Here is a 23,114-nt window from a genome sequence, read left to right as displayed (position 1 = left end):
AAAAAACTAAATCACTATTGATTATTATTTATTTTTTACGTAACGTTAGCTACATTTTAAAAAAAAATAATTTTGCACGATAATATTTCAACAATACGGATTCGATATTCTGAAACTGACCAAATGGGGGTAGTGTACCATGGTAATTATGCCCAGTTTTTTGAAATTGGACGCACCGAATGGCTACGAAATCTTGGCTTTAGCTACAAATATATGGAAAAAACAGGTGTAATGCTTCCTGTTGTTTCATTAAACTGTAATTTTAAAAAATCTGCTTTTTATGATGATTTTATCACCATAAAAACTTATCTTAAAAAAACACCCACTGTTAAAATTGAATTTAACTATGAAATAACTAATCAGAATAACATTTTATTATGTACAGGTTCTACTGTTCTTGCTTTTATTAACAGCAAAACAAAAAAACCTATTCGTTGTCCTGAATTTTTACTAGACAAATTAAAAAACTAAACTTTTGAATCATTTTAATTTATGAAAATATATACAAAAACTGGAGATAAAGGAACAACCGCTTTATTTGGTGGTAGTAGAGTACCTAAGTATCATTTAAGAATTGAAAGTTACGGAACTATAGACGAACTAAACTCATACATTGGTCTTATTAGAGATCAAGAAATGAGTAATGAGTTAAAAGAAAATCTAAATAAAATCCAACATGATCTGTTTACTTTAGGTGCTATGTTAGCAACTCCACCTGAAAAAGAAACATTAAAAAGCGGTAAAGAAAGATTAAATATTCCTAAAATAGATTCTGCTTCAATTGAATTTTTGGAAAATGAGATTGATACAATGAATGATTCACTTCCACAAATGACGCATTTCATCTTGCCAGGGGGGCATCAAACAGTGTCATTTTGTCACATTGCGCGCTGTGTATGTAGAAGATCTGAGCGTTTATCTGTTGCTTTAAATGAAGAAGAAACCATAAGCGATACCATTTTAATGTATTTAAACCGACTTTCTGACTATCTTTTTGTATTGGCACGGAAGTTGTCATTTGAATTACAAGCAGAGGAAATTAAATGGATTCCTGAAAAACTGTAAACTAAGTTCTTTAATTTATTTTTGCACATTTTATAAAAAAAACTTGACTTTTTAAAAAAAAAAATTATTTTTGCGAGAATCAAAAAAAAACCGATAAAGAAATGTATTGGACACTTGAATTAGCATCATATTTAGCAGATGCACCATGGCCTGCAACCAAAGACGAATTAATTGATTATGCTATTCGTACAGGAGCCCCTTTAGAAGTAGTGGAAAACCTACAAGACATTGAAGATGAAGGAGAAGCATATGATTCTATCATTGAAATCTGGCCAGATTATCCCACAGAAGAGGACTATCTTTGGAATGAAGATGAATATTAAAAAATAACAAAAAAGTCTCTTTTTAGAGGCTTTTTTTTTGCTTACTTTTAAGCACAAACTTAATAACTATACAAACATGTTAATTAAAAAATTTAATTAACTGTAAAACAATATTTTAAAAATGAGTATTTTAAATTCGATTATAAAAGTTTTTGTTGGAGACAAACAACAAAAAGATCTAAAATCACTACAACCCATCGTTGAAAATGTAAGAGCTTTTGAAAGCTCTCTAAGTAACTTATCTAATGACGATCTTAGAGCAAAAACTATCGAATTTAAAGAAGCTATAAAAGAAGCTACTCAGTCTTTTAATAAGCAAATAGCTACTTTAGAAGAAGAAGTTTTATCTGCTGACATTGATAGACAAGAAGAAATTTATACAGAAATTGATAAACTAAAAGATGAAGCATATGAGGCCTCTGAAGTTGTTTTAGAAAAAATAATGCCTGAAGCTTTTGCTTTAATTAAAGAGACAGCAAAGCGTTTTACTACAAATTCTGAACTTGAAGTAACCGCAACTCCTTTTGACCGTGAATTATCAGCTACAAGGGATCATATAATTTTGAAAAATGACAAAGCTTTTTGGGCTAACTCTTGGGATGCGGCTGGTAAAGCTGTAACCTGGGATATGGTTCACTATGATGTACAATTAATTGGTGGGTCAGTTTTACACAAAGGAAAAATTGCTGAGATGATGACTGGAGAAGGGAAAACATTAGTTTCTACTCTTCCTGTATACCTAAATGCCTTAACTGGAAATGGAGTTCATGTTGTAACTGTTAACGACTATTTAGCTAAACGTGACCGTGCTTGGATGGCTCCTATTTTTGAATTTCATGGTTTAAGTACGGATTGTATTGACTTTCACCAACCAAATTCAGAAGCACGTAGACAAGCTTATAACGCCGATATTACATATGGTACCAACAATGAATTTGGTTTTGACTACTTACGTGATAATATGGCGAGTTCTAAAGAAGATTTAGTTCAACGAGCTCCAAATTATGCTATTATTGATGAAGTAGATTCTGTATTAATTGATGACGCTCGTACACCTTTAATTATTTCTGGAGCTGTTCCTGAAGGGGATCGTCATGAATTTAATGAATTAAAACCATTGGTTTCTGATATTGTTTCTTTACAAAATAAACATTTGGTAGGTGTTTTAGCAGAAGCAAAAAAATTAATCAAAGAAGGTGATACTAAAGAAGGTGGTTTTCTTTTATTAAGAGTTTATAGAGGGTTACCAAAAAATAAAGCGTTAATAAAGTTTTTATCACAAGAAGGGGTTAAACAAATTCTTCAGAAAACAGAAAACTTTTATATGCAAGACAACAATAAGCTAATGCCCGAGGTTGATGCTGAATTGTGGTTTACTATTGAAGAAAAAAATAACCAAATTGATTTAACAGATAAAGGTATTGCTCATTTATCAGCGGTTACAAAAAATGACACTTTCTTTGTTTTACCTGATATCAGTGTTAAAGTAGGAGAAATCAATAATAATGATGCTTCTGCTGAAGAAAAAGCAAATCAAAAGGAAGAATTATACAGAGACTTTAGCATAAAAAGCGAACGTATCCATACCATGAATCAACTTTTAAAAGCATACACTGTTTTTGAAAAAGATGTTGAATATGTTGTTATGGACAATAAAGTAATGATTGTTGATGAACAAACAGGACGTATTATGGATGGCCGTAGATACTCAGATGGGCTACACCAGGCTATAGAAGCTAAAGAAAATGTAAAAATTGAAGATGCTACTCAAACCTTTGCTACAGTAACTTTACAAAATTACTTTAGAATGTACCGTAAACTATCTGGTATGACAGGTACTGCTATTACTGAAGCTGGGGAGTTTTGGGAAATTTATAAATTGGATGTTGTAGAAATTCCTACTAATAGACCTATTCAAAGAGATGATAGACAAGATTTAGTTTATAAAACCACTCGTGAAAAATATAATGCTGTTATTGATGAAGTTGTTGAGTTAGTTAATCAAGGAAGACCAGTTTTAGTAGGAACCACTTCTGTAGAAATTTCTGAGTTATTAGGTAGAATGCTGCAAATGCGTAAAATTCCTCATAACATATTAAATGCAAAGCTACATAAAAAAGAGGCTGATGTTGTTGCCGAAGCAGGGAATCCTGGGGTGGTAACCATAGCAACTAATATGGCTGGTCGTGGTACCGATATTAAATTATCTGATGAAGTTAAAGCTTCTGGTGGTTTAGCTATTGTTGGTACTGAACGCCACGATTCTCGTCGTGTTGACCGTCAGTTACGTGGACGTGCTGGACGTCAAGGTGATGTTGGATCTTCTCAGTTTTTTGTTGCCTTAGATGATAACTTAATGCGTAAGTTTGGTTCAGAAAGAATAGCTAAAATGATGGATAGAATGGGATTAAAAGAAGGTGAAGTAATTCAGCATTCTATGATTTCAAAATCTATTGAACGTGCTCAGAAAAAAGTTGAAGAAAATAATTTTGGTGTTCGTAAACGATTACTAGAATATGATGATGTTATGAATGCACAACGTGAATTTATATACAAACGTCGTCGTCATGCACTAGACGGTCAGCGTTTACAAATTGATATAGCTAATATGCTATATGACACTTGTGACTCTGTTGTTAAACAAAATAAACCTACTAAAGATTTCCAAAACTTTGAATTTGAATTAATTCGTTTTTCTTCTATGACTTCTCCTGTTTCAGAAGAGGAGTTTAATACTTTGTCCGAAGAAGAATTAACTGATAAATTATATAAAATAGTTTCAGAAAACTATAAAAACGATACTGAAAGAAACGCATCTCAAGCATTTCCTGTAATCAAGAATGTTTTTGAAAATGAAGGTGATCGTTACGAGCGTATCGTTGTTCCTTTCACTGATGGAAGTAAAACCTTACAAGTAGTAACTAACTTAAAAGAAGCTTATGAGTCTGAAGGTAAATCATTAGTTAATGATTTTGAAAAAAATATTACCCTTGCTATTATTGATGAGAACTGGAAAGATCATTTACGTAAAATGGATGAATTAAAACATACCGTTCAAAATGCAACATACGAGCAAAAAGACCCTTTATTAATTTATAAATTTGAGGCTTTTGAACTTTTTCAAGTTACTATAGATAAAGTAAACAAAGAAGTATTATCATTTTTATTTAAAGGAAGACTTCCTTCTGAAAATGAATCACAAATTTCAGAAGCACGTGAAAGACAACGTGAAAAATTAAATTTACGCAAAGACGAAGTTCAAAATTCTACGCAACAAGAAATTAGTAATGCACGTAACAATCAAACTCAAGAGCAACAAGTTGTTGAGACTATTGTGAGAGACCAACCTAAAATTGGTCGTAATGAACGTGTTATTATAAAAAATGTAATGTCAGGTGAAGAAAAAGAAGTAAAGTTTAAACAAGCTATTCCTTTATTAGAACAAGGAACTTGGGTATTATATAACAAATAATATTTATTAAAATATTTACAAGTAAAAGCTCGGTTATACCGAGCTTTTACTTTTTCCTAACAATCTACTTACACAAAAGTAATATTTTAATTACCAACACTTCACAATTAACTATCAGTAAGAAAACATAAAAGAAGTAGTTTTGAATTAAAATAAAGTACTATTAATAATTGCTTTATACGTTCAATATACTTTAAATATGAATAAAAAACGTAAACTAGACATTGTTGTTATTTCTGATGTTCATATAGGAACTTTTGGCTGCAGAGCTACTGAGCTAAATAACTACCTTAAAACAATAAACCCAAAAACAATTATTTTAAATGGGGATGTTATTGATATATGGCAATTTAACAAACGTTATTTTCCAAAACCTCATATGAAAGTTATTAAACAATTAATGTCTTTTATCACCTCAGGTACTAAAGTATATTACATAACAGGAAACCATGATGAAATGTTACGAAAATTTAAAGGGTTTCGTTTAGGAAGTTTCGAGATTGTAAATAAAATAGTATTAGATATAGATGGTAAAAAAGGATGGTTTTTTCATGGAGATGTTTTTGATGTAACAATGCAACATTCAAAATGGCTTGCTAAGTTGGGAGGTATAGGATATGATATACTAATTATGATTAACACAGCTGTAAATTGGATTAGCAAAAAACTTGGATACGGAAAACTTTCTTTTTCTAAAAAAATTAAAAACAGTGTGAAAAGTGCTATAAAATTCATTAATAATTTTGAAAATACCGCATCAGAAATCGCTATTGAGAAAGGCTATGACTATGTAGTTTGTGGACATATACATCAACCAGAAATAAAAGAAATTAAAAGTAATAAAGGTAAAACATTATACTTAAATTCTGGTGATTGGATAGAAAATTTAACTGCGCTAGAATACCATAATAAAAAGTGGAATTTATATGAATATGAAAAAGATCAAATAGCTAAAAACATTCAGCTCAATTATAAAATAAAAGACGTAGAAGCATTTGAAAATAATAACAACAAACTCTTTGAAGATCTTTTAATTGAATTTAACCTTAATAAAAACGTAAAATAAATATCTTATGAGAATATTATACGCAATACAAGGAACAGGAAATGGACATGCAAGCAGAGCTATTGAAATTATTCCTTTTTTACAACGAAAAGCAACTGTTGATGTTTTAATAAGTGGGTATCAATGTGAGTTAGAATTTCCTTTTGATATAAAATACAAATTATATGGTTTAAGTTTTATTTTTGGAAAAAAAGGAGGGATAGATATTTGGAAAACATTACAAAAAATAAAACTTAAAAAGCTTTACGATGAAATACAATCAATTCCTGTTCAAAATTATGATTTTATAATAAATGACTTTGAACCTATAACCGCATGGGCTGCAAGGTTAAAAAATGTTCCTCTCATTTCATTAAGCCATCAAAATGCTGTTTTAGATGATAAGGCTCCTAAATACAGATCTTTTAAATTTGAACGTTTAATTTTGAAATATTATGCTCCTGCTAGGGTAAAATTTGGGTTTCATTTTAAACCATATTCTTCCTCAACCTTCTCTCCTATCATTAGAAAAGATATCAGATATAGAAATATTACAAATAAAGGGCACTATACTGTATACCTTCCAGCATATAGCGACAAAAAAATAATTAAAGTTTTATCTGAATTTAAAAATGTTAAATGGGAGGTATTTTCTAAACATACTGATACCTACAAATACAAAAACAACATTGTAATTAAGCCTATTAATGGTAGTGAGTTTATAAAAAGCATAGCATCATCTACAGGAGTGTTATGTGGAGCTGGTTTTGAAACTCCAGCAGAAGCTTTATATTTAAGAAAAAAACTTTTAGTAATTCCTATGAAAAATCAATATGAACAGCAATGCAATGCACTAAGTTTACAAGAAATAGGTGTTACTGTTCTAAAAAAGTTTAATAAAGGTCAATATTCAAAAATTACAAAATGGTTGAAATCAACAAAGATTATTGAAGTAAGTTATCCTGATATTACAGAGGAAATTTTAGATGAAATAACCCTACCTTTTTATCACCAATCCATACTCCCTACCATTGTATAGTTACTATGTTTTTACTTTCTAAAAATATATTTGTCTTAGAAAAATGTTTATTCCCAAACCAATAACCTCTGTTGGCACTTAAAGGTGATGGGTGTCCTGAGGTCAATACATAATGTTTAGAAGCATCTATTTTTGCTCCTTTCTTTTTTGCATACCCGCCCCAAAGTAAAAAAACTACGTTTTCTTTATGCTTAGAAATTTCATTAATTACTGCATCTGTAAAAATCTCCCAACCGCGTTTTTGATGACTACCTGCTTCCCCTTCTCGAACTGTTAATGTTGCATTCAATAAAAGCACACCTTGTTTTGCCCATCTTGTCAAATCTCCAGATTCTGGATAAGTAGTGAACACGTCTGATTCAATTTCTTTAAAAATATTAATCAATGATGGTGGGTGCTTTATTTTTTCATATACTGAAAAACATAAACCATTTGCTTGACTTTTGCCATGATATGGATCTTGACCTATAATTACAACTTTAACATCTTCAAAAGAACAAGTCTCAAAAGCTTTAAAAATTGCTGAATCTTTAGGATAACAGGTAAAAGTATTATACTCATTTTTCACAAATAAAAGTAACTCCTTAAAATATTCTTTCTCAAACTCTTCTTTCAAAACATTTTTCCAACTATCAGCTATTTTTACTTCCATTGTTTCTTATTTTTGTTCACCTAAAAATCTGAACTATCTATTTTTGGATTTTTTGTAATTAAATTTAATCAAAAATAAACATTGAAAACCGCAATAACAGACAAAACACTACAAGATTTAGAATTCAATTCTGTTTTAGAACAAGTAAGTGAATTTTGTATTTCTGATTTAGGGAAAGAAAACGTTTTAAAAACTAGGCCATTTACTCAAGAAAAAAAACTTTTTTTTGAATTGAATTTAGTAAATGAGTATGTAAGTTCATTTGAAAACGAAAACCGAATACCTAATCATAGTTTTGAAAATATTACCGAACATATTAAACGGTTAGCTATTGAAAATAGTTTTTTGGAAACTGAGGTTTTTTTAAAAATAGCAACTACCACTGAAACTGTAAATGAATTAAAAAAGTTTTTTAAAAAATTCACTGACTACTATCCTAAGTTAACTCAATTAAGTGATACTATTGAATACACAACTTTTGTTTCAGATGCTATTACAAAAATAATTACTTCCTATGGAGAAGTCGCTGATAATGCTTCGCCTGCATTAAAACAAATACGAAAAGATATAAATAATGTTAGAAGTAAAATATCAGAAAGTTTTTCTCGAGCATTAAGTAAAAATATTTCGAGTGGTTATTTAGATGATATTAAAGAAACAATAGTAGACAATCAACGTGTATTAGCTGTTTTAGCTATGTATAGGCGAAAAGTTAAAGGAAGTTTATTAGGTGCTTCTAAATCTGGTAGTATTGTATATATAGCACCACAAGCCACTTTAGCATATAGCAGAGAACTACAAAATTTAATCTATGAAGAGAAACAAGAAGTTGTAAAAATATTACGCGCTCTAGCTGAAGAAATTAGACCTTATACACCTTTATTAGAGCAGTATATTTCTTTTTTAACACATATAGATGTTATTGGAGCAAAGGCAAAATATGCTACAGAAATTAATGCACTTTTACCCAAAATAGTAAAAACTAAAAAAGTTTTTTTTAAAAACGCTTTTCACCCTATTTTATGGAGAAAAAATAAGGATAAAAAAGTAGAAACTATTCCTCAAACAATTGAATTAAACGAGAAACAACAAATAATTGTTATTTCTGGGCCGAATGCTGGTGGTAAAAGTATTACTCTTAAAACTATTGGATTATTACAATTAATGCTTCAAAGTGGGTTGTTAATACCTGTTCATGAACGAAGTGAAACTTGTATTTTTAGCACGATATTAACAGACATTGGAGATAATCAATCTATAGAAAATCAACTAAGTACATACAGCTATCGATTAAAAAACATGCGATATTTTTTACGAAAATGCAACGAAAACACACTGTTTTTGATAGATGAATTTGGAACTGGATCTGATCCTGAGTTAGGTGGAGCTTTGGCTGAAATATTTTTAGAAGAATTTTATGAGAAAAAAGCATATGGTATTATAACTACCCACTATGCAAACTTAAAAGTATTAGCTAATGAATTAGATAATGTAACCAATGCTAATATGCAGTTTGATGAACGTACTTTAGAACCTCTTTATAAACTATTTATAGGTCAAGCAGGAAGCTCTTTCACCTTTGAAGTAGCACAAAAAAATGGTATCCCTTATAGTTTAATAAATAGAGCTAAAAAACGTGTTGAAACTGAAAAGGTACGTTTAGATAAAACAATTTCTAAACTTCAAAAAGAAAGAAATAGACTTCAAAAAACATCAGATACACTTGAAAAACAAAAAACAAAAGAATTAGAACATCTTGAAAATTTAAAAGAGAAAGATCAAAAAGTTCGTAAAAAACTAGAGGGTTTTCAAGAGCTCTATGATAATAATCAACGTATGTTATCTTTAGGACGTTCTGTAAATGAACTTTTTAATAAATATTTTCAAACAAATAATAAAAAAGAGCTTTCAACAAATTTTTTTAAGTGGGTAATGGCGGAAAAAACAAAACACACTAAAAAAAATCCACCTAAGAAAAAGACAAAAACTGAAAGAAAACAAGAAAAAATTATTCAACAAGAACAAAAAGAAATTATAAAAAAAGTAGAACAAGAAGTTTTACAAAAAGTAGTTAAAGTTAGAGAAGAAAAGAAAAAAGAAGCTGAAAAGATTGCCAAAGAAAGAGCTGCTTACGTTTTTAAAATTAATGATAGAGTTCGATTAATTGATAGTAAATCAGTTGGTAGTATTGATAAAATTGAAAAAAACACTGTTTTTGTTAATTATGGAATATTTACAACCAAAGCCAGTATTGATCAACTAGAATTAGTTGAACGTTCAAAAAAATAAAATAAAACTTTCATCTTTTCTTAGGGTATTTTATTATTTAATTGTTTTATAGCTGCAAAATAATATTCTCTGAAAAGTGAAGGGGTCAGAAAATATTTAAATGCTTAAGATTGTTTGATTAAGCCTCTCATGTATTTGAGAGGCTTTTATTATAATGAATTAAAACTTATCTCATTTTCTTAAAGTAAATTTAAATTAAAACTGATATTATTCTGCATTTATAAATCTATTTAGTTCAAAATAACTTCACCTAAATCTAAAATTTCTTTAACATTCGTTAGCCTTACTAAACGTTGTTTTATTACTTCATTTTTACTACCAAAATATTTGAACATTGTTATTTTTAAGAAAGTAGGTCCAGAAATCTTTTCTTTATCATTTGAAAAATACTTAATTTTAATTTTATACTTCCCCTGTATACCTTTTTTTAATATGAATTGTTCTGGTCCAAAACCATCTATCATATCTTTTGACATTAGTCCTCCTATTTTGGTTTTTTTGTGCTTGTAAAAACATTTTTCTCCATTTGGATCAATAACCCATAAATCAATATCTGTATCATTATGATTCCAGTCAATTAACACTCGTATATCAGTCTTAATTATTTTTAAGAGGCTCTTATCTATGTGTGATATTACTAACTTATCGTTGTATAAATTAATCATTCTATTTAACTCACTTAAAGCTATCGTTTCAATTCCTGAAAACCGTCTGTTTTCATCCTTTTCTAACAATTCTCCATTTACTATTTTATATAATAAATCAACAGACTTTTGATACTCCCCTACATGTTCATATACTAATGCCAAATCTCTATACGATTGAATATCTTCTGGTCTTAACTTTAAGATTTCTTTGTAAATAAAAACTGCATGCTCATACAATTTATATTCTTCAAATTTATAAGCTAGCGCTTTTAATAACTCATAATTATCTAAATCAATTTCAGCAACATTTGACAAAATTTGAGTTGCTAATTTCAAGTTATTATTCTTTCGAAAAAAATCTGCTACATCTATATAAAAAGAGGGAGATTTTCCATAATTATTTCTTAAGTATATATATTTAGCATATGCCTCTTCTGTATTATTACAGGTATTTAATAATTTTAAATATGGTGTTTTAGGGTTCCATCCTTTTAACTCAATTTTTTCTTTTACTAATTCTTCAAAATCAGAAATATCAGCTAATTTTTTTTCATGTCCTTGCTTGGTAATATATACCAGAATTCCGTTTTTCCCTTTCTGTCCGAAAATACTTACTCCTTGATCTGATGTTAAGCTATATAAAGAGTGAATTTTATCTGTGCTTAATGTAGGTTTTTTAGTAACTTGTATACCATCAACCACATACAAAGGTTCATTATTTTCAATATTTAAAGAATTTGTTTCAATACTATTTATTATACCACTTTTGTTCATATTAACTCTGGGCATAGCTCCCTGTAAATTTTCATTAACAATACTTTCTTCTCTAAGAACACTTACTGAAGATGAAGCTACATTTGTGACTCTTGAGGTAGCATAAGCAGTTATCACAACTTCATCTAAAAGATTATCATCCTCCATTAATATATCTATTCTATTAGATACTCCTACTCCTTTTTGAATAGTCTTCATACCTGGGAAACTAAATACAAGTTCATCTCCTGTTTTAACCTTTATGGAATACTTCCCATCAAAATCAGTTTCGGTTCCCGTAGTTGAACCTTTAACCAATATAGTAACACCAGGTAATGGTTCAGACACATCACTTACAATACCATTTGTAAAAAACTCTCCTCTTTGTAAAATCGTATCATTAACACTTTCAGCTGTATTAGTTATAACAAATTGATTATTAATTATTTTTGATCTCTTTAGTACTACTTTTTTACTTATTTTAGGTGGGTTAAAATCTTTATCATACCATTTAAAAAGTAAATTATACTCTCTAAATAAATCATCTTTTAAATTATTTAATAGTTGTTTTTTATTGTTTACTTTTTGTGCTAATAACTCTTCATATTTTTCTTGTAGTTCACTTGGTGGTTTTATATTATGAGTTACATAATCTTCTATTCTATCTAAAATAAGCATAGAGGTAAATGGGCTTATTATTTGATACTTCTTACTTAATTGAAGTATTTCTTCTTTATTTTTTTCTGATTCAATGATCAAATCATTCATCTTATTTTGAGCCCATATTTTTGAAACTAACTCATGATTTTTTGTTCTTCTGTTAATTTTAAACGATATAGTTTTTAAAGTATCCACTCCATTACCTAAATATATTTTTATCCTTTTATTAATAAAATTTCCTTTTCCGCATATAAAAAAAAGACTATTTACAACACTGCCTTTTTTAGGATAAAATTCAATTTCTTTACCTGCTAAATTTGTTCCTAATATCTGCACCTTTTTTTCTATAAACTTTGTGAATGCTTGTTTTATTGATGTTTGCGATAAATTTAAATAAGCTCCACCACTTTGTTCAGCCTTATTCTTCAATAAAATATGATTCGCTGACTCACTACTGTTTATGACATATGAATTTTTATTAAAATTATATTTTAAAGTACTTAATGTATTCAAGCCATCAGTGAATACCATATTTAAGGTACCATAACTTTTATAGTTTGATAAAAAATTAAATGAAGATGCACCATCATAAACTACATTTTCAAGTTTCGTTCTTAATTTATTCCAATTTCCATTAACTATCGAAAATCTTTCTTTAGCTCTGATTTCTGTATTAAATAATATTAAGTCTACTTTACAATTTTTCACCTCTTTAAAGTACAAGGTTAGCAATGCTAATTCTCTTTTCACATTTTTACTTTTTTGAGACAATGATTTATCCCATAAAATGGTAATTTTCTTTTTTAACTTACTACTTACTTTTTTAAAATTCATTTTTTTTGTAAAATACAAGTAGTTTTTATAAGTAAGGATTTTTTCCTTGGTATGATTTAAAGGTATCTCAATTAAAACAGGCTTTGATACCCTTTGCCTATTTTTATTTACATTTAAATAAAACGAATTTTTATTTGCATCATAAACAAATTCTTTATTGAAACCTTTTTTTAAAATTGGTTTCTTATTTTGATTTAAAACATTTATTGACAATGAAAATTTCTCCAATTTATTTTTAAAACTAAATGGTAACTTATAGTAATAAGAATCAGAGTTAATTAAAAGTTTTTGTTGAAACTCAACTACTACCCTTTTATATCCTTTTGCGGGGATTGGATAAATTCTTGCTTTATAGTTGTTTCCTTTAGTTTGTTCTAATAATGCAGGATCTATTTTAGTTCTAACTGTGGTTTCAAATGCTACTCTTGCTCTTTCTTTTTCTACAATAACAGCCTTTCTTAATCTGTCATTTATTTCAAGGGAAAAGGCTGTAACTGATTGACCTTCGCCTAAAGGGAATATCAAGTTTCCTTCTAAAACTCTATTATTTGGATTGTAAAAATGCATATCAAAAGTAGTCGTTGCAATATCTCCAGTAATAATAGTTTTCACATGTAACTTTTTTACAGAAATATGTTTTTCTCCTACTTTAATTTTTGGTATTTCCTGTGCATGTAGTATTACTGAAGTTAGTAATAAAAATATGTATACTAATTGCTTACTCATAGTGCTTCATTTTATTTACACTAAAAGTATTTGTTTTAATTATTGTAATAAAACTGCTATGAGTAAACGATGGTTATTTATTAGTAAACCACCTCTTTTAATTAGTTTATTATTTCACACTTATATAAAAACTAACTGATATTACTCCAAATACCTGTTTTCTTTTGTAAGTGAGTATAAATTTTTAATAAACCAGAATTCTTAGCTTGAGATAAAGTAGGATCTTCTTGTAATAAATTAATAGCTGCTTGGCGCGCTTTATATAATATTGGAGAATCTTTAATTACGTCAGCAATTTTAAGATTTAACACCCCACTTTGTTGAGTTCCCATTATGTTTCCAGGCCCACGAAGTTTTAAATCCACTTCAGCGATTTTAAATCCATCAGTGGTATCAACCATTGTTTTTAAACGTGTTTTTCCGTCAGAAGACAACTTATAACTTGACAATAATATGCAATAGCTTTGATCAGCCCCTCTACCTACTCTTCCTCTTAACTGGTGTAACTGACTTAACCCGAACCGTTCTGCACTCTCAATAACCATAACAGATGCATTAGGAACATTAACTCCTACTTCAATTACAGTCGTTGCTACCATAATTTGAGTTTCTCCATTTACAAAACGATTCATTTCATAATCTTTATCTGCTGGCTTCATTTGTCCATGTACAATACTAATTTGATATTTAGGAGATGGAAACTCACGAGAAATACTCTCATAACCATCCATTAAATCTTTATAATCCATCGCTTCAGACTCTTGGATTAACGGATATACTACATATACCTGGCGCCCTTTAACTATTTCATCTTTTAGAAACTTAAAAACTCCTAAACGATTACTATCGTATCTATGTATTGTTTTTATTTCTTTACGACCAGGAGGCAACTCATCTATCACAGAAATATCTAGATCACCATATACCGACATTGCTAACGTTCGTGGAATTGGAGTTGCTGTCATTACTAAAATGTGAGGAGGTACTATTTCTTCATTTTCTTCTTTCCTCCCTTTATTCCATAATTTAGAACGTTGAGCAACGCCAAAACGATGTTGCTCATCTATAATAGCAATTCCTAAATTTTTAAACTTTACCTTATCTTCTAGTATAGCATGAGTCCCTATTAAAATATGTAAACTTCCATCTTCCAATCCTGCATGAATCTCTCTTCTTTTTTTAACTTTTGAAGACCCCGTTAATAAATCAACTTTTATTTCTGTATTTTCTAAAAGCTCAACAATACCATTATAATGCTGAATTGCTAAAATTTCAGTTGGAGCCATTATAGTAGCTTGAAAACCATTGTCGATGGCCAATAACATTGTTAATAAAGCTACAATTGTTTTTCCTGACCCAACATCTCCTTGAAGCAATCTATTCATATGCGCACCTGAACCAACATCTTTTCGTATTTCTTTTAATACTTTTTTTTGAGCATTGGTTAAATCAAATGGTAAATTAGTGTTATAAAAACTTGTAAAATTCTCTCCAACTCTTTCAAAAACAAATCCCTTTATTTTTGATTTTCTAATCAATTTTTTTTGTAATAATTGTAACTGAATAAAAAACAATTCTTCAAATTTTAATCTAAATTGTGCTTTAGTTAGTAATTCTTGATTTTTTGGAAAATGGATATTTAATAAAGCTTCTTTTTTTGCTATTAGTTGGTACTCATTTAATAAATAAGCAGGCAATGTTTCTTCAATTAATCCAAATACTTGCTTAAATAGGTTTTGGATCATAGTTCCAATTACCTTATTACTTATACTTTTATTCGCTAATTTTTCAGTGGAAGGGTAAACTGGTTGCATAGCCATTTGTAACTTACTTTTATAAGCTTGAACAGTTTCCATTTCAGGATGTGGCATACTTGCGGTTCCATTATACCAGTTTAACTTACCATAAATAACATAGGGTACATTTACTTTTAAATTATCTTTAATCCATTTCGCTCCTTTAAACCAAACTAATTCTATAGAACCTGAAGCATCAATAAAGGTAGCTACTAATCTACTTCCTCTTTTTTGTTTTACATTTTTGATACCAGTTATTTTACCAACAATTTGTACTTCAGAGGAATTTTGTTGTAATTGATTTATAGTATAAAATTGGGTTTTATCTACATAACGAAACGGAAATAAATGTAATAAATCTCTGCACGTTTTTATCCCTAACTCAGAATATAATAATTCTGCTCTAGCAACACTTACACCTTTTATATATGTAATAGGGTGATTTAAATTCATAGATTTTAATAACGACTATTTTTATTAATTTTCTCTATAACAAAATAATTAGACTTCATCATTAATAATGAAATCACCTTAGACTTTAAATTAAGCTCTTTACATAACGTAACATCCTTTCCAAATAAATACTTTTTAAATAAGTTAAACTTTGTCTGATGTATAATATATACCTCTTAAGCAACCATCTGGAAAACTAGACTAAAAAAAGAATAGCATTAAATTATGTAACTTCGTGCAAGAGCTCTTTAGCTTTTTTTACTATTAACGAAAATACAAAAAACCAGTAAATTCAACTATCTTTGCAGTCTTAAATTAATCAAATGAGATTACATAGAAACTTAGTGTACACGGTTATTGATAGCTTACGTGACATTTTTAATGAAGAGGTATATGCCGATAAAGCTGTTGAAAAAGCTTTAAAAAGAGATAAGCGTTGGGGTGCTCGTGATAGAAAATTTGTTGCAGAAACCATTTATGAAATTGTAAGATGGAAACGATTATATGCTGAAATTGCAAATGTTAAAACTCCTTTTGCACGACCTGATTTATGGAGAATATTTGCTGTTTGGTGTGTTTTAAAAGGAATAAAATTACCTGACTGGAACCAAATAGAACCAACACCTAACAGAAGAATTAAAGGTAGGTTTGATGAACTTTCAAAAATTAGAAAGTTTAGAGAAGCTATTCCTGACTGGATTGATGAAGTTTGTGTACAAGAATTAGGTGAAGAACTTTGGACTAAAGAAATTGCAGCTTTAAACAAGCAAGCACAAGTTATTTTACGTACTAATACATTAAACATCTCTAAAGAAAAGTTACAAAAAGAATTAGCTATAGAAAATATTGACACTGAATTTATAAAAGGACATGATGATGCTTTAAAATTAGTAGAACGTGCTAATGTATTTAAAACTGAAGCTTTCAAAAAAGGTTATTTTGAAGTACAAGATGCTTCTTCACAGCTAGTAGCTGCCTATTTAGATGTTAAACCAGGAATGAAAGTTGTTGACACTTGTGCTGGTGCAGGCGGTAAAACATTACATTTAGCCTCTTTAATGGAGAATAAAGGACAAATTATAGCTATGGATATTTACGAGAGTAAACTCAAAAAATTAAAAGTTCGTTCTCGAAGAAATGGTGTTCATAATATTGATACTAAAGTTATTGATTCTACTAAGGTTATAAAAAAATTACACAATAAAGCAGATAGAGTATTAATTGATGCTCCATGCTCCGGTCTTGGTGTTATAAGAAGGAACCCTGATAGTAAGTGGAAATTACAACCTGAGTTTTTAACTAAAATAAGAAAAACACAACAAGAAGTATTACAGCAATACTCTAAAATGGTAAAGCCTGGAGGTAAACTTGTGTACGCAACATGTTCAATACTGCCTTCTGAAAACCAAGAACAGGTTAACACTTTTTTAGCCTCTGAGGCAGGATCTGAATTTTCTTTTGTTAAAGATAATAAAGTATTGGCGCATCTTTCTGGTTTTGATGGTTTCTACATGGCTTTACTAGAAAAGAAATAGTCGTTAAGTACTAATAACTTAAATCTAATTAAAAACCCCTTTTGAGAATTCTCAAAAGGGGTTTTTAATTATGAATAAAATATTGCTAGGCTACTATTTAATTATTATTTTCTTTACTAACCTTTCTTTATCAGATTCTATTAAAACTACATATATTCCTGTTACTAAAGTTAAATCGTAGTCAATTGTGTATTCAGACTTCCCATTAAGTTTTTTAGCACTGATTAGATTGTTCTTATACATTCCAAAAATCCTTACATTAACTTTATTTTCTTTTTTAAGTTTTACATCTAACTTAAACTTCCCAGAAGAAGGATTTGGATATACAACAAAATCCTTAATCATAGGCTGGCTTCCTGTAGTATCTACTTCGTCTTTATCTGTATCATTTTCTATAACATAAATTTTCTTTGTAATATACTCTTCACATTCTCCTATTCTCGTTACAAGTGTAATTTCATACTCTCCAACCTTATCAAAAAGAACTTCTACATAACTACTTGACTCTTCTATAATTTGCCCCTCACTAGGAACAATCCAAACTGATTCTTCAGGTTCGGGAGAACTAACATTTACAGCTATAAAGCTTTCATTAACAAAAACCTGTGTTGAAACAATAAAATTAGCAGAAATATCTATGTTTGTAGCTTTTACTATTATTTCATCAGTTACAGTACACCCTTTCTTATCAGTAGCTATTACTTTATAGGTTCCAGATTCATTTACTTCAACCATTGAATCTGTACTGGTAAATCCATTACTTGAAGTCCAAGAGTAATTAACGCCATCTTTAATACTTCCATCTAAAATAATGCTTTGCCCTTTACATAGAGTAACATCACTACCTAAATCTAATTTAATTTTCTCAGGGCTTATGACCTTAAAAGATTCGGAAATAGAACATCCTTTATTATCTGTTATAATAACACTATAAATACCTTCTTCTAAATTATTTATGTTTTTAGAAACACTTCCATTACTCCACTTATAACTATAAGGCTCAGCACCTCCTGCTACTTCAAGATTTATTTCAGCATCATTACCTTGATAACACGTTGGATTTATTAAGCTATAATCATCCAGTATTAAAGGTTCTGGTAAAACAATAGTTATATTATTTGATACCTTACACCCATTAACATCAACAACTGTTAATTTATAAGAGCCAGCTTTTACATTTTTTAAACTTGATGTATTATCACCAGTACTCCATAAATAAGAATAAGGAGCAGTTCCTCCTACTACTGTACTTTTAACTTCCCAATCATTTCCTGTACCGCAATTTAAATAGTCAGAAGTTAACTCTAATTCAAGTATAGACGGTTCTCTTAATTCATACATAGAACTAGTAACACTATTATTATTAGCATCAGTAATTACAACATAATAAGTACCTCCGGATAAATTACTTAAATTTGGTTTAGTACCATGAAAAATAGTACTTCCTTTTTTATACCATTTGTAAGAATACCCTTTAACTCCCCCATTTACTATCGCTTGTAAAGCACCGTTAGAGGCACCATTACAACTTACTATTGAATTACGTTTTATTGATACTTCTAGTTTTTCAGGTTCTGCTAATTCAAATGTCTTTTCTGTACTACACCCTTTTGAATCTTCAACTTTTAACGTGTAGCTCCCTTTTGCTAGGTTCTCTAAACGCAAGTCAGATGGCATTAATATTCCATTACTTGCAATCCAGGAATAATTGTAAGGTGCTGTTCCTCCCTTAACTGAAGCTTCTATATGACCATTCGATAATCCATAGCCTGTTGGGGTTGTAGATGATACTTGAGCTATCTCTAATTTTAATGGAGCTACTAATTCTAATTCTTTTGTTATTTTACACCCATTAACATCTACTACTGTTAATTTATAAGATCCTGGTTTTACATTTGTTAAATCAGATGAATTAACACCTGTATTCCATAAATAAGTATATGGAGCAGTACCACCTAATACGGTACTTTTAACTTCCCAATCAGTTCCTGTTCCACAGCTTACATAATCTGAAGTTAACTCTAAAGTTAATATTGGCGGTTCTGTTAATTCATACCTTGAACTTCTGACAGTATTATTATTCGTATCAGTTATAACAACATAATAAGCACCTTGAGGTAAATTGCTTAAAACTGCTTTAGTTCCTATTGTAGATGTATTTCCTTCTCTATACCATTTATAACTATATGCTTTGACTCCTCCAGAAACAATCGCTTGTATTTCTCCGTTTGAAGATCCATTACAACTAATTATTGAATTACGCTTTATTAGTACTTCTAATTTTTCTGGTTCAGATAATTCAAAAGTCTTTTCCGTACTACATCCTTTTGAATCCTCAACTTTTAACGTATAAGTTCCTTTGTTCAAATTCTCTATACGTAAACTAGATGGTGTTAGTATTCCAGGGCTATTAAACCATGTATAGCTGTATGGTGGTGTCCCTCCAATTATTGATGCTTCAATATGACCATTCGATAATCCATAGCCTGTTGGTTCTTCTGATGATAATTGAGTTATCTTTAACTGTAAAGGTTCTGTAATTTTTATAGTAAATTCATCTTCACCTTTTAAATTTAAAGCAAAACAATTATTCCCATCTATTAATTGAACCTTATGGCTTCCTGGTTTTAAATTTTTAACTTCTACAACATTAGAAACAACATTTATCCAGTTTGAATACCCCATTCCTTCAAAAGCATATCTGTACTTATACACATTATTACCTCCTTTAACATTGAATTTAAAACTTCCATTATCAGCTTTGTTACATGAAGCATTTTCACTTGAAAAATCTAATTCAATTTTTAAAGGCTCTTTAACTTCATAAAGAGGACTTTTTTCTTTAATTCCAGCAGCATTATCTACAATCACATAATATTTACCAGCAACTATGTTTGTCAATTGTTTTTTATTTCCAACAATTGAATCATCTGAAGCATCGTACCAAGTATATTTATTCCCTCCTGCTCCACCGATAGTTATAACATCTAAAATTGCATTATTGCCATTATAACAAGTTATCTCTTGCAATTGTTCAACAGATACTAATAACTCACCTGGGTTAGCTAAATTATAAGTTTCTTCTACAATACATCCTTTTGAATCAGTAACTCGAATAGTGTAAGTCCCCTCCCCTAATGAAGTAATTTCATCATTTTTAAAATTTGAATTTACATCTTTTAAAATTTCATCTTTCTCATTTTTCCACAAATAATTATATGGGCTAACTCCACCAACTATTTTAATATTGATCTTTCCATCATTAACTAAATCAGATGTAGGCCTAAATAAACTGGTTTCTGAAATTTCATATAATTCAGGTTCATTAACTCTTATAGCATCGTTGGTAATAGAACAACCATTTTTATCAGTAATCGTAACTGAATAAACACCTTGCTTTAATCCATTTACTGAGTTCTTATTTTCAATAGAGTGTTTCCAAACATAGGTATATGGGGATGTTCCTCCATTGACTTCAACTAATATACTTCCAGTTGCCCCTCCGTAACAATTAACATCAACAACTTCTATCTTAGAAAACTCAAGATTTAATGGTTCTTCTAAATTAATAGAAGAAACTATCGCTTTATTATTATTCTCGTCAATTACCTCTAAATTATAAACTCCTGATACTTCTTCTATAAACGTTGAAGTTGAAATTTCCTTTCCAGTAGCATCTGTCCAATTATACACATAGGGTGAAACTCCTCCTGTTACTTTTGATCGTAATTGTCCTGTTCCTCCATTACATAAAATGGATACTTCTTCAATCTTTGCCTCTAATAATAAAGGTTCTTCAATTTTGTAAGTCGCTGTGGCTATACAATTTCCTGCATCTGAAACTACCAATGTATAAGTTCCGCCACTTATATTTAATAACTCATTAGTTGTGCTTCCTAATACTTTTCCTGTTGAATCCTTCCATTCATAGCTATAACCAGGAGTTCCTCCTGATGCCTTTACTTTTATAGATCCATTTGATAACCCAAAACCTGTTACATGGTTCTCTTCTTCTGTACCTATCGATAATCCAGTTGCTGGTGTAGTTACTTTTATCAACTTACTAATCTCACATAAATTCTTATCTCGAATTGTTACAGTATAATCTCCTCCTGTTAATGAATTTATACTTGGCCCTGTTGCTCCATGTTTCCAACTATAAGTATAGGGAAATGTTCCTCCTTTGGCTAAAACTGAAATACTTCCAGTAGCTCCTTGATAACATAATACATCCACAACATTGATATTTCCAAATTCTAATACTACTGGTTCTACTAAATTAATGGAAGAAACTATAGCTTTATTATTATTCTCGTCAGTTACCTCTAAATTATAAACTCCTGATACTTCTTCTATAAACGTTGAAGTTGAAATTTCCTTTCCAGTGGCATCTGTCCAATTATACACATAGGGTGAAACTCCTCCTGTTACTTTTGATCGTAATTGTCCTGTTCCTCCATTACATAAAATAGATACTTCTTCAATCTTTGCCTCTAATAATAAAGGTTCTTCAATTTTATGTGTTGTTGTAGCTATACAATTTCCTGCATCTGAAACTACCAATGTATAAGTTCCACTACTTATATTTAATAACTCATTAGTTCTGCTTCCCAATACTTTTCCTGTTGAATCTTTCCATTCATAGCTATAACCAGGAGTTCCTCCTGATGCCTTTACTTTTATAGATCCATTTGATAACCCAAAACCTGTTACATGGTTCTCTTCTTCTGTACTTATAGACAATCCAGTTGCCGGTGTAGTTACTTTTATCAACTTACTAACCTCACATAAATTCTTATCTCGAATGGTTACTGTATAATCTCCTCCTGTTAACGAATTTATACTTGGCCCTGTTGTTCCATGTTTCCAACTATAAGTATAGGGAAATGTTCCTCCTTTGGCTAAAACTGAAATACTTCCAGTAGCTCCTTCGTAACATAATACATTTTTTACGTCTACTTTAGATAATTCAAGTTTCAATGGTTGATTAACCTTGAATTCTTTTTCAGTTTTAATTAAATTATCATCTGTTACTTTTAATACATATATCCCTGCAGATATATTATCTAACGTCAACTTAGTTGATAAAACAGTAGTACTTCCTTTTTTGTACCATTTATATGCATAAGGAATTGTTCCTCCTTTAGCAGTTGCTATTAAACTAACATTAGAGTCACCAAAACACAAAATATCGTTTACTTGGGTGATATTTGATACTTCTAACTTACTAGGTTGTGTTATTTCAAAAGTCTTAATTAAAGTACAATTATTACTATCTTTAATCGTTAATTCATACTCACCTGCCTTTAAACTATTGATAGATTTACTACTTCCTATTTTAGCTGTTTTTCCTTTTTCTCTCCACTCATACTTATAATTAGGAGTTCCTCCTGATACTTCAATTGAGGCCTTACCATCATTAGTTTCAAAACCTTTTAAATTTTCTGAAGTAAAGCTGTCAATCGTAAGTTTTTTAAGTGGCTGTTTTATTTCTATGTTTACTAAAGTTACTTTACAATTATTTGCATCTGTGACTTCTACAGAATATATTCCTTTAGATAAATTTGACACGTTTTTGGTGTTTATAGAAAACCCAGTATCTCCTTGTTTAGACCACTTATATTTGTATTCTGATACTCCCCCTAAAACGTTTATATTAATTTCACCATTAGTACCTCCAAAACAGCTAACATCTTTAGATGACAACAAACTAACGCTTAACTTAACTGGTTCATTAACATCAAATTCAGCAAAAGTACTTTCTCCTTTACTATCATTAACTTCAACTCTATATCTACCTTTTGGTCGATTTTTTAATTCCGTTA

The 23,114-nt window shown here is 29.7% G+C and carries 12 protein-coding genes; 8 read left to right on the top strand and 4 right to left on the bottom strand.

Features of this window, described 5'->3' with window-relative positions; all coding sequences use genetic code 11:
- Positions 1–72: 72 nt before the first annotated feature.
- From ACMFBB_RS19615 to ACMFBB_RS19590, 6 genes are all read left to right on the top strand, one after another.
- Positions 73–471, top strand: a complete 399-nt coding sequence (locus ACMFBB_RS19615; protein ID WP_435262426.1) for an acyl-CoA thioesterase — start codon at positions 73–75, stop codon at positions 469–471.
- Positions 472–492: 21 nt separating this feature from the next.
- Positions 493–1,065, top strand: coding sequence for a cob(I)yrinic acid a,c-diamide adenosyltransferase (locus ACMFBB_RS19610; protein ID WP_435262425.1), 573 nt, complete (start codon positions 493–495; stop codon positions 1,063–1,065).
- A 101-nt stretch (positions 1,066–1,166) separates the two neighbouring features.
- Positions 1,167–1,388: a DUF2795 domain-containing protein gene (locus ACMFBB_RS19605; protein WP_047789198.1), complete on the top strand. Its 222-nt coding sequence runs from the start codon at positions 1,167–1,169 to the stop codon at positions 1,386–1,388.
- Positions 1,389–1,509: 121 nt separating this feature from the next.
- Complete coding sequence (secA, locus tag ACMFBB_RS19600) at positions 1,510–4,860, top strand: preprotein translocase subunit SecA (RefSeq protein WP_435262424.1); 3,351 nt, start codon at positions 1,510–1,512, stop codon at positions 4,858–4,860.
- 199 nt (positions 4,861–5,059) lie between these two features.
- Positions 5,060–5,926 carry a UDP-2,3-diacylglucosamine diphosphatase gene (locus ACMFBB_RS19595; RefSeq protein ID WP_435262423.1) on the top strand — a complete coding sequence of 289 codons (867 nt, stop codon included), beginning with the start codon at positions 5,060–5,062 and terminating at the stop codon, positions 5,924–5,926.
- Between the two features lie 7 nt (positions 5,927–5,933).
- Positions 5,934–6,944 carry a glycosyltransferase family protein gene (locus tag ACMFBB_RS19590; RefSeq protein ID WP_435262422.1) on the top strand — a complete coding sequence of 337 codons (1,011 nt, stop codon included), beginning with the start codon at positions 5,934–5,936 and terminating at the stop codon, positions 6,942–6,944.
- Here ACMFBB_RS19590 and ACMFBB_RS19585 read toward each other — a convergent pair.
- Positions 6,931–7,596 carry a uracil-DNA glycosylase gene (locus ACMFBB_RS19585; RefSeq protein ID WP_435262421.1) on the bottom strand — a complete coding sequence of 222 codons (666 nt, stop codon included), beginning with the start codon at positions 7,594–7,596 and terminating at the stop codon, positions 6,931–6,933. The genes ACMFBB_RS19590 and ACMFBB_RS19585 overlap by 14 nt on opposite strands.
- A gap of 81 nt (positions 7,597–7,677) precedes the next feature.
- On the opposite strand from ACMFBB_RS19585, the gene ACMFBB_RS19580 reads away from it, so the two are divergent.
- The gene (locus ACMFBB_RS19580) at positions 7,678–9,885 is read left to right on the top strand and encodes an endonuclease MutS2 (protein ID WP_435262420.1); all 2,208 of its coding nucleotides are present in this window, start codon (positions 7,678–7,680) and stop codon (positions 9,883–9,885) included.
- A 230-nt stretch (positions 9,886–10,115) separates the two neighbouring features.
- On the opposite strand, the gene ACMFBB_RS19575 is transcribed toward ACMFBB_RS19580, so the two are convergent.
- Entirely contained in the window at positions 10,116–13,505 is a 3,390-nt protein-coding gene (locus ACMFBB_RS19575; protein WP_435262419.1) for a VIT domain-containing protein, read from the bottom strand.
- 131 nt (positions 13,506–13,636) lie between these two features.
- Complete coding sequence (gene recG, locus ACMFBB_RS19570) at positions 13,637–15,754, bottom strand: ATP-dependent DNA helicase RecG (protein ID WP_435262418.1); 2,118 nt, start codon at positions 15,752–15,754, stop codon at positions 13,637–13,639.
- Between the two features lie 323 nt (positions 15,755–16,077).
- On the opposite strand from recG, the gene ACMFBB_RS19565 reads away from it, so the two are divergent.
- Positions 16,078–17,289 carry an RsmB/NOP family class I SAM-dependent RNA methyltransferase gene (locus ACMFBB_RS19565; RefSeq protein ID WP_435262417.1) on the top strand — a complete coding sequence of 404 codons (1,212 nt, stop codon included), beginning with the start codon at positions 16,078–16,080 and terminating at the stop codon, positions 17,287–17,289.
- A gap of 93 nt (positions 17,290–17,382) precedes the next feature.
- Here ACMFBB_RS19565 and ACMFBB_RS19560 read toward each other — a convergent pair whose 3' ends face one another.
- The gene (locus tag ACMFBB_RS19560; RefSeq protein ID WP_435262416.1) at positions 17,383–22,995 is read right to left on the bottom strand and encodes a T9SS type A sorting domain-containing protein; all 5,613 of its coding nucleotides are present in this window, start codon (positions 22,993–22,995) and stop codon (positions 17,383–17,385) included.
- Positions 22,996–23,114: the final 119 nt, after the last annotated feature.

The sequence above is a fragment of the Tenacibaculum sp. nBUS_03 genome, assembly GCF_051201695.1.
Classification (GTDB): Bacteria; Bacteroidota; Bacteroidia; order Flavobacteriales; family Flavobacteriaceae; genus Polaribacter.
This window is presented reverse-complemented; position numbering and strand designations above follow the sequence as displayed.

Excerpts from the sequence above, each read along its gene's own strand:
- ACMFBB_RS19610 (WP_435262425.1), top strand. The coding sequence starts at position 493 with ATGAAAATATATACAAAAACTGGAGATAAAGGAACAACCGCTTTATTT.
- ACMFBB_RS19605 (WP_047789198.1), top strand. The coding sequence starts at position 1,167 with ATGTATTGGACACTTGAATTAGCATCATATTTAGCAGATGCACCATGG.
- secA (WP_435262424.1), top strand. The coding sequence starts at position 1,510 with ATGAGTATTTTAAATTCGATTATAAAAGTTTTTGTTGGAGACAAACAA.
- ACMFBB_RS19595 (WP_435262423.1), top strand. The coding sequence starts at position 5,060 with ATGAATAAAAAACGTAAACTAGACATTGTTGTTATTTCTGATGTTCAT.
- ACMFBB_RS19590 (WP_435262422.1), top strand. The coding sequence starts at position 5,934 with ATGAGAATATTATACGCAATACAAGGAACAGGAAATGGACATGCAAGC.
- ACMFBB_RS19585 (WP_435262421.1), bottom strand. The coding sequence starts at position 7,596 with ATGGAAGTAAAAATAGCTGATAGTTGGAAAAATGTTTTGAAAGAAGAG.
- ACMFBB_RS19575 (WP_435262419.1), bottom strand. The coding sequence starts at position 13,505 with ATGAGTAAGCAATTAGTATACATATTTTTATTACTAACTTCAGTAATA.
- recG (WP_435262418.1), bottom strand. The coding sequence starts at position 15,754 with ATGAATTTAAATCACCCTATTACATATATAAAAGGTGTAAGTGTTGCT.
- ACMFBB_RS19565 (WP_435262417.1), top strand. The coding sequence starts at position 16,078 with ATGAGATTACATAGAAACTTAGTGTACACGGTTATTGATAGCTTACGT.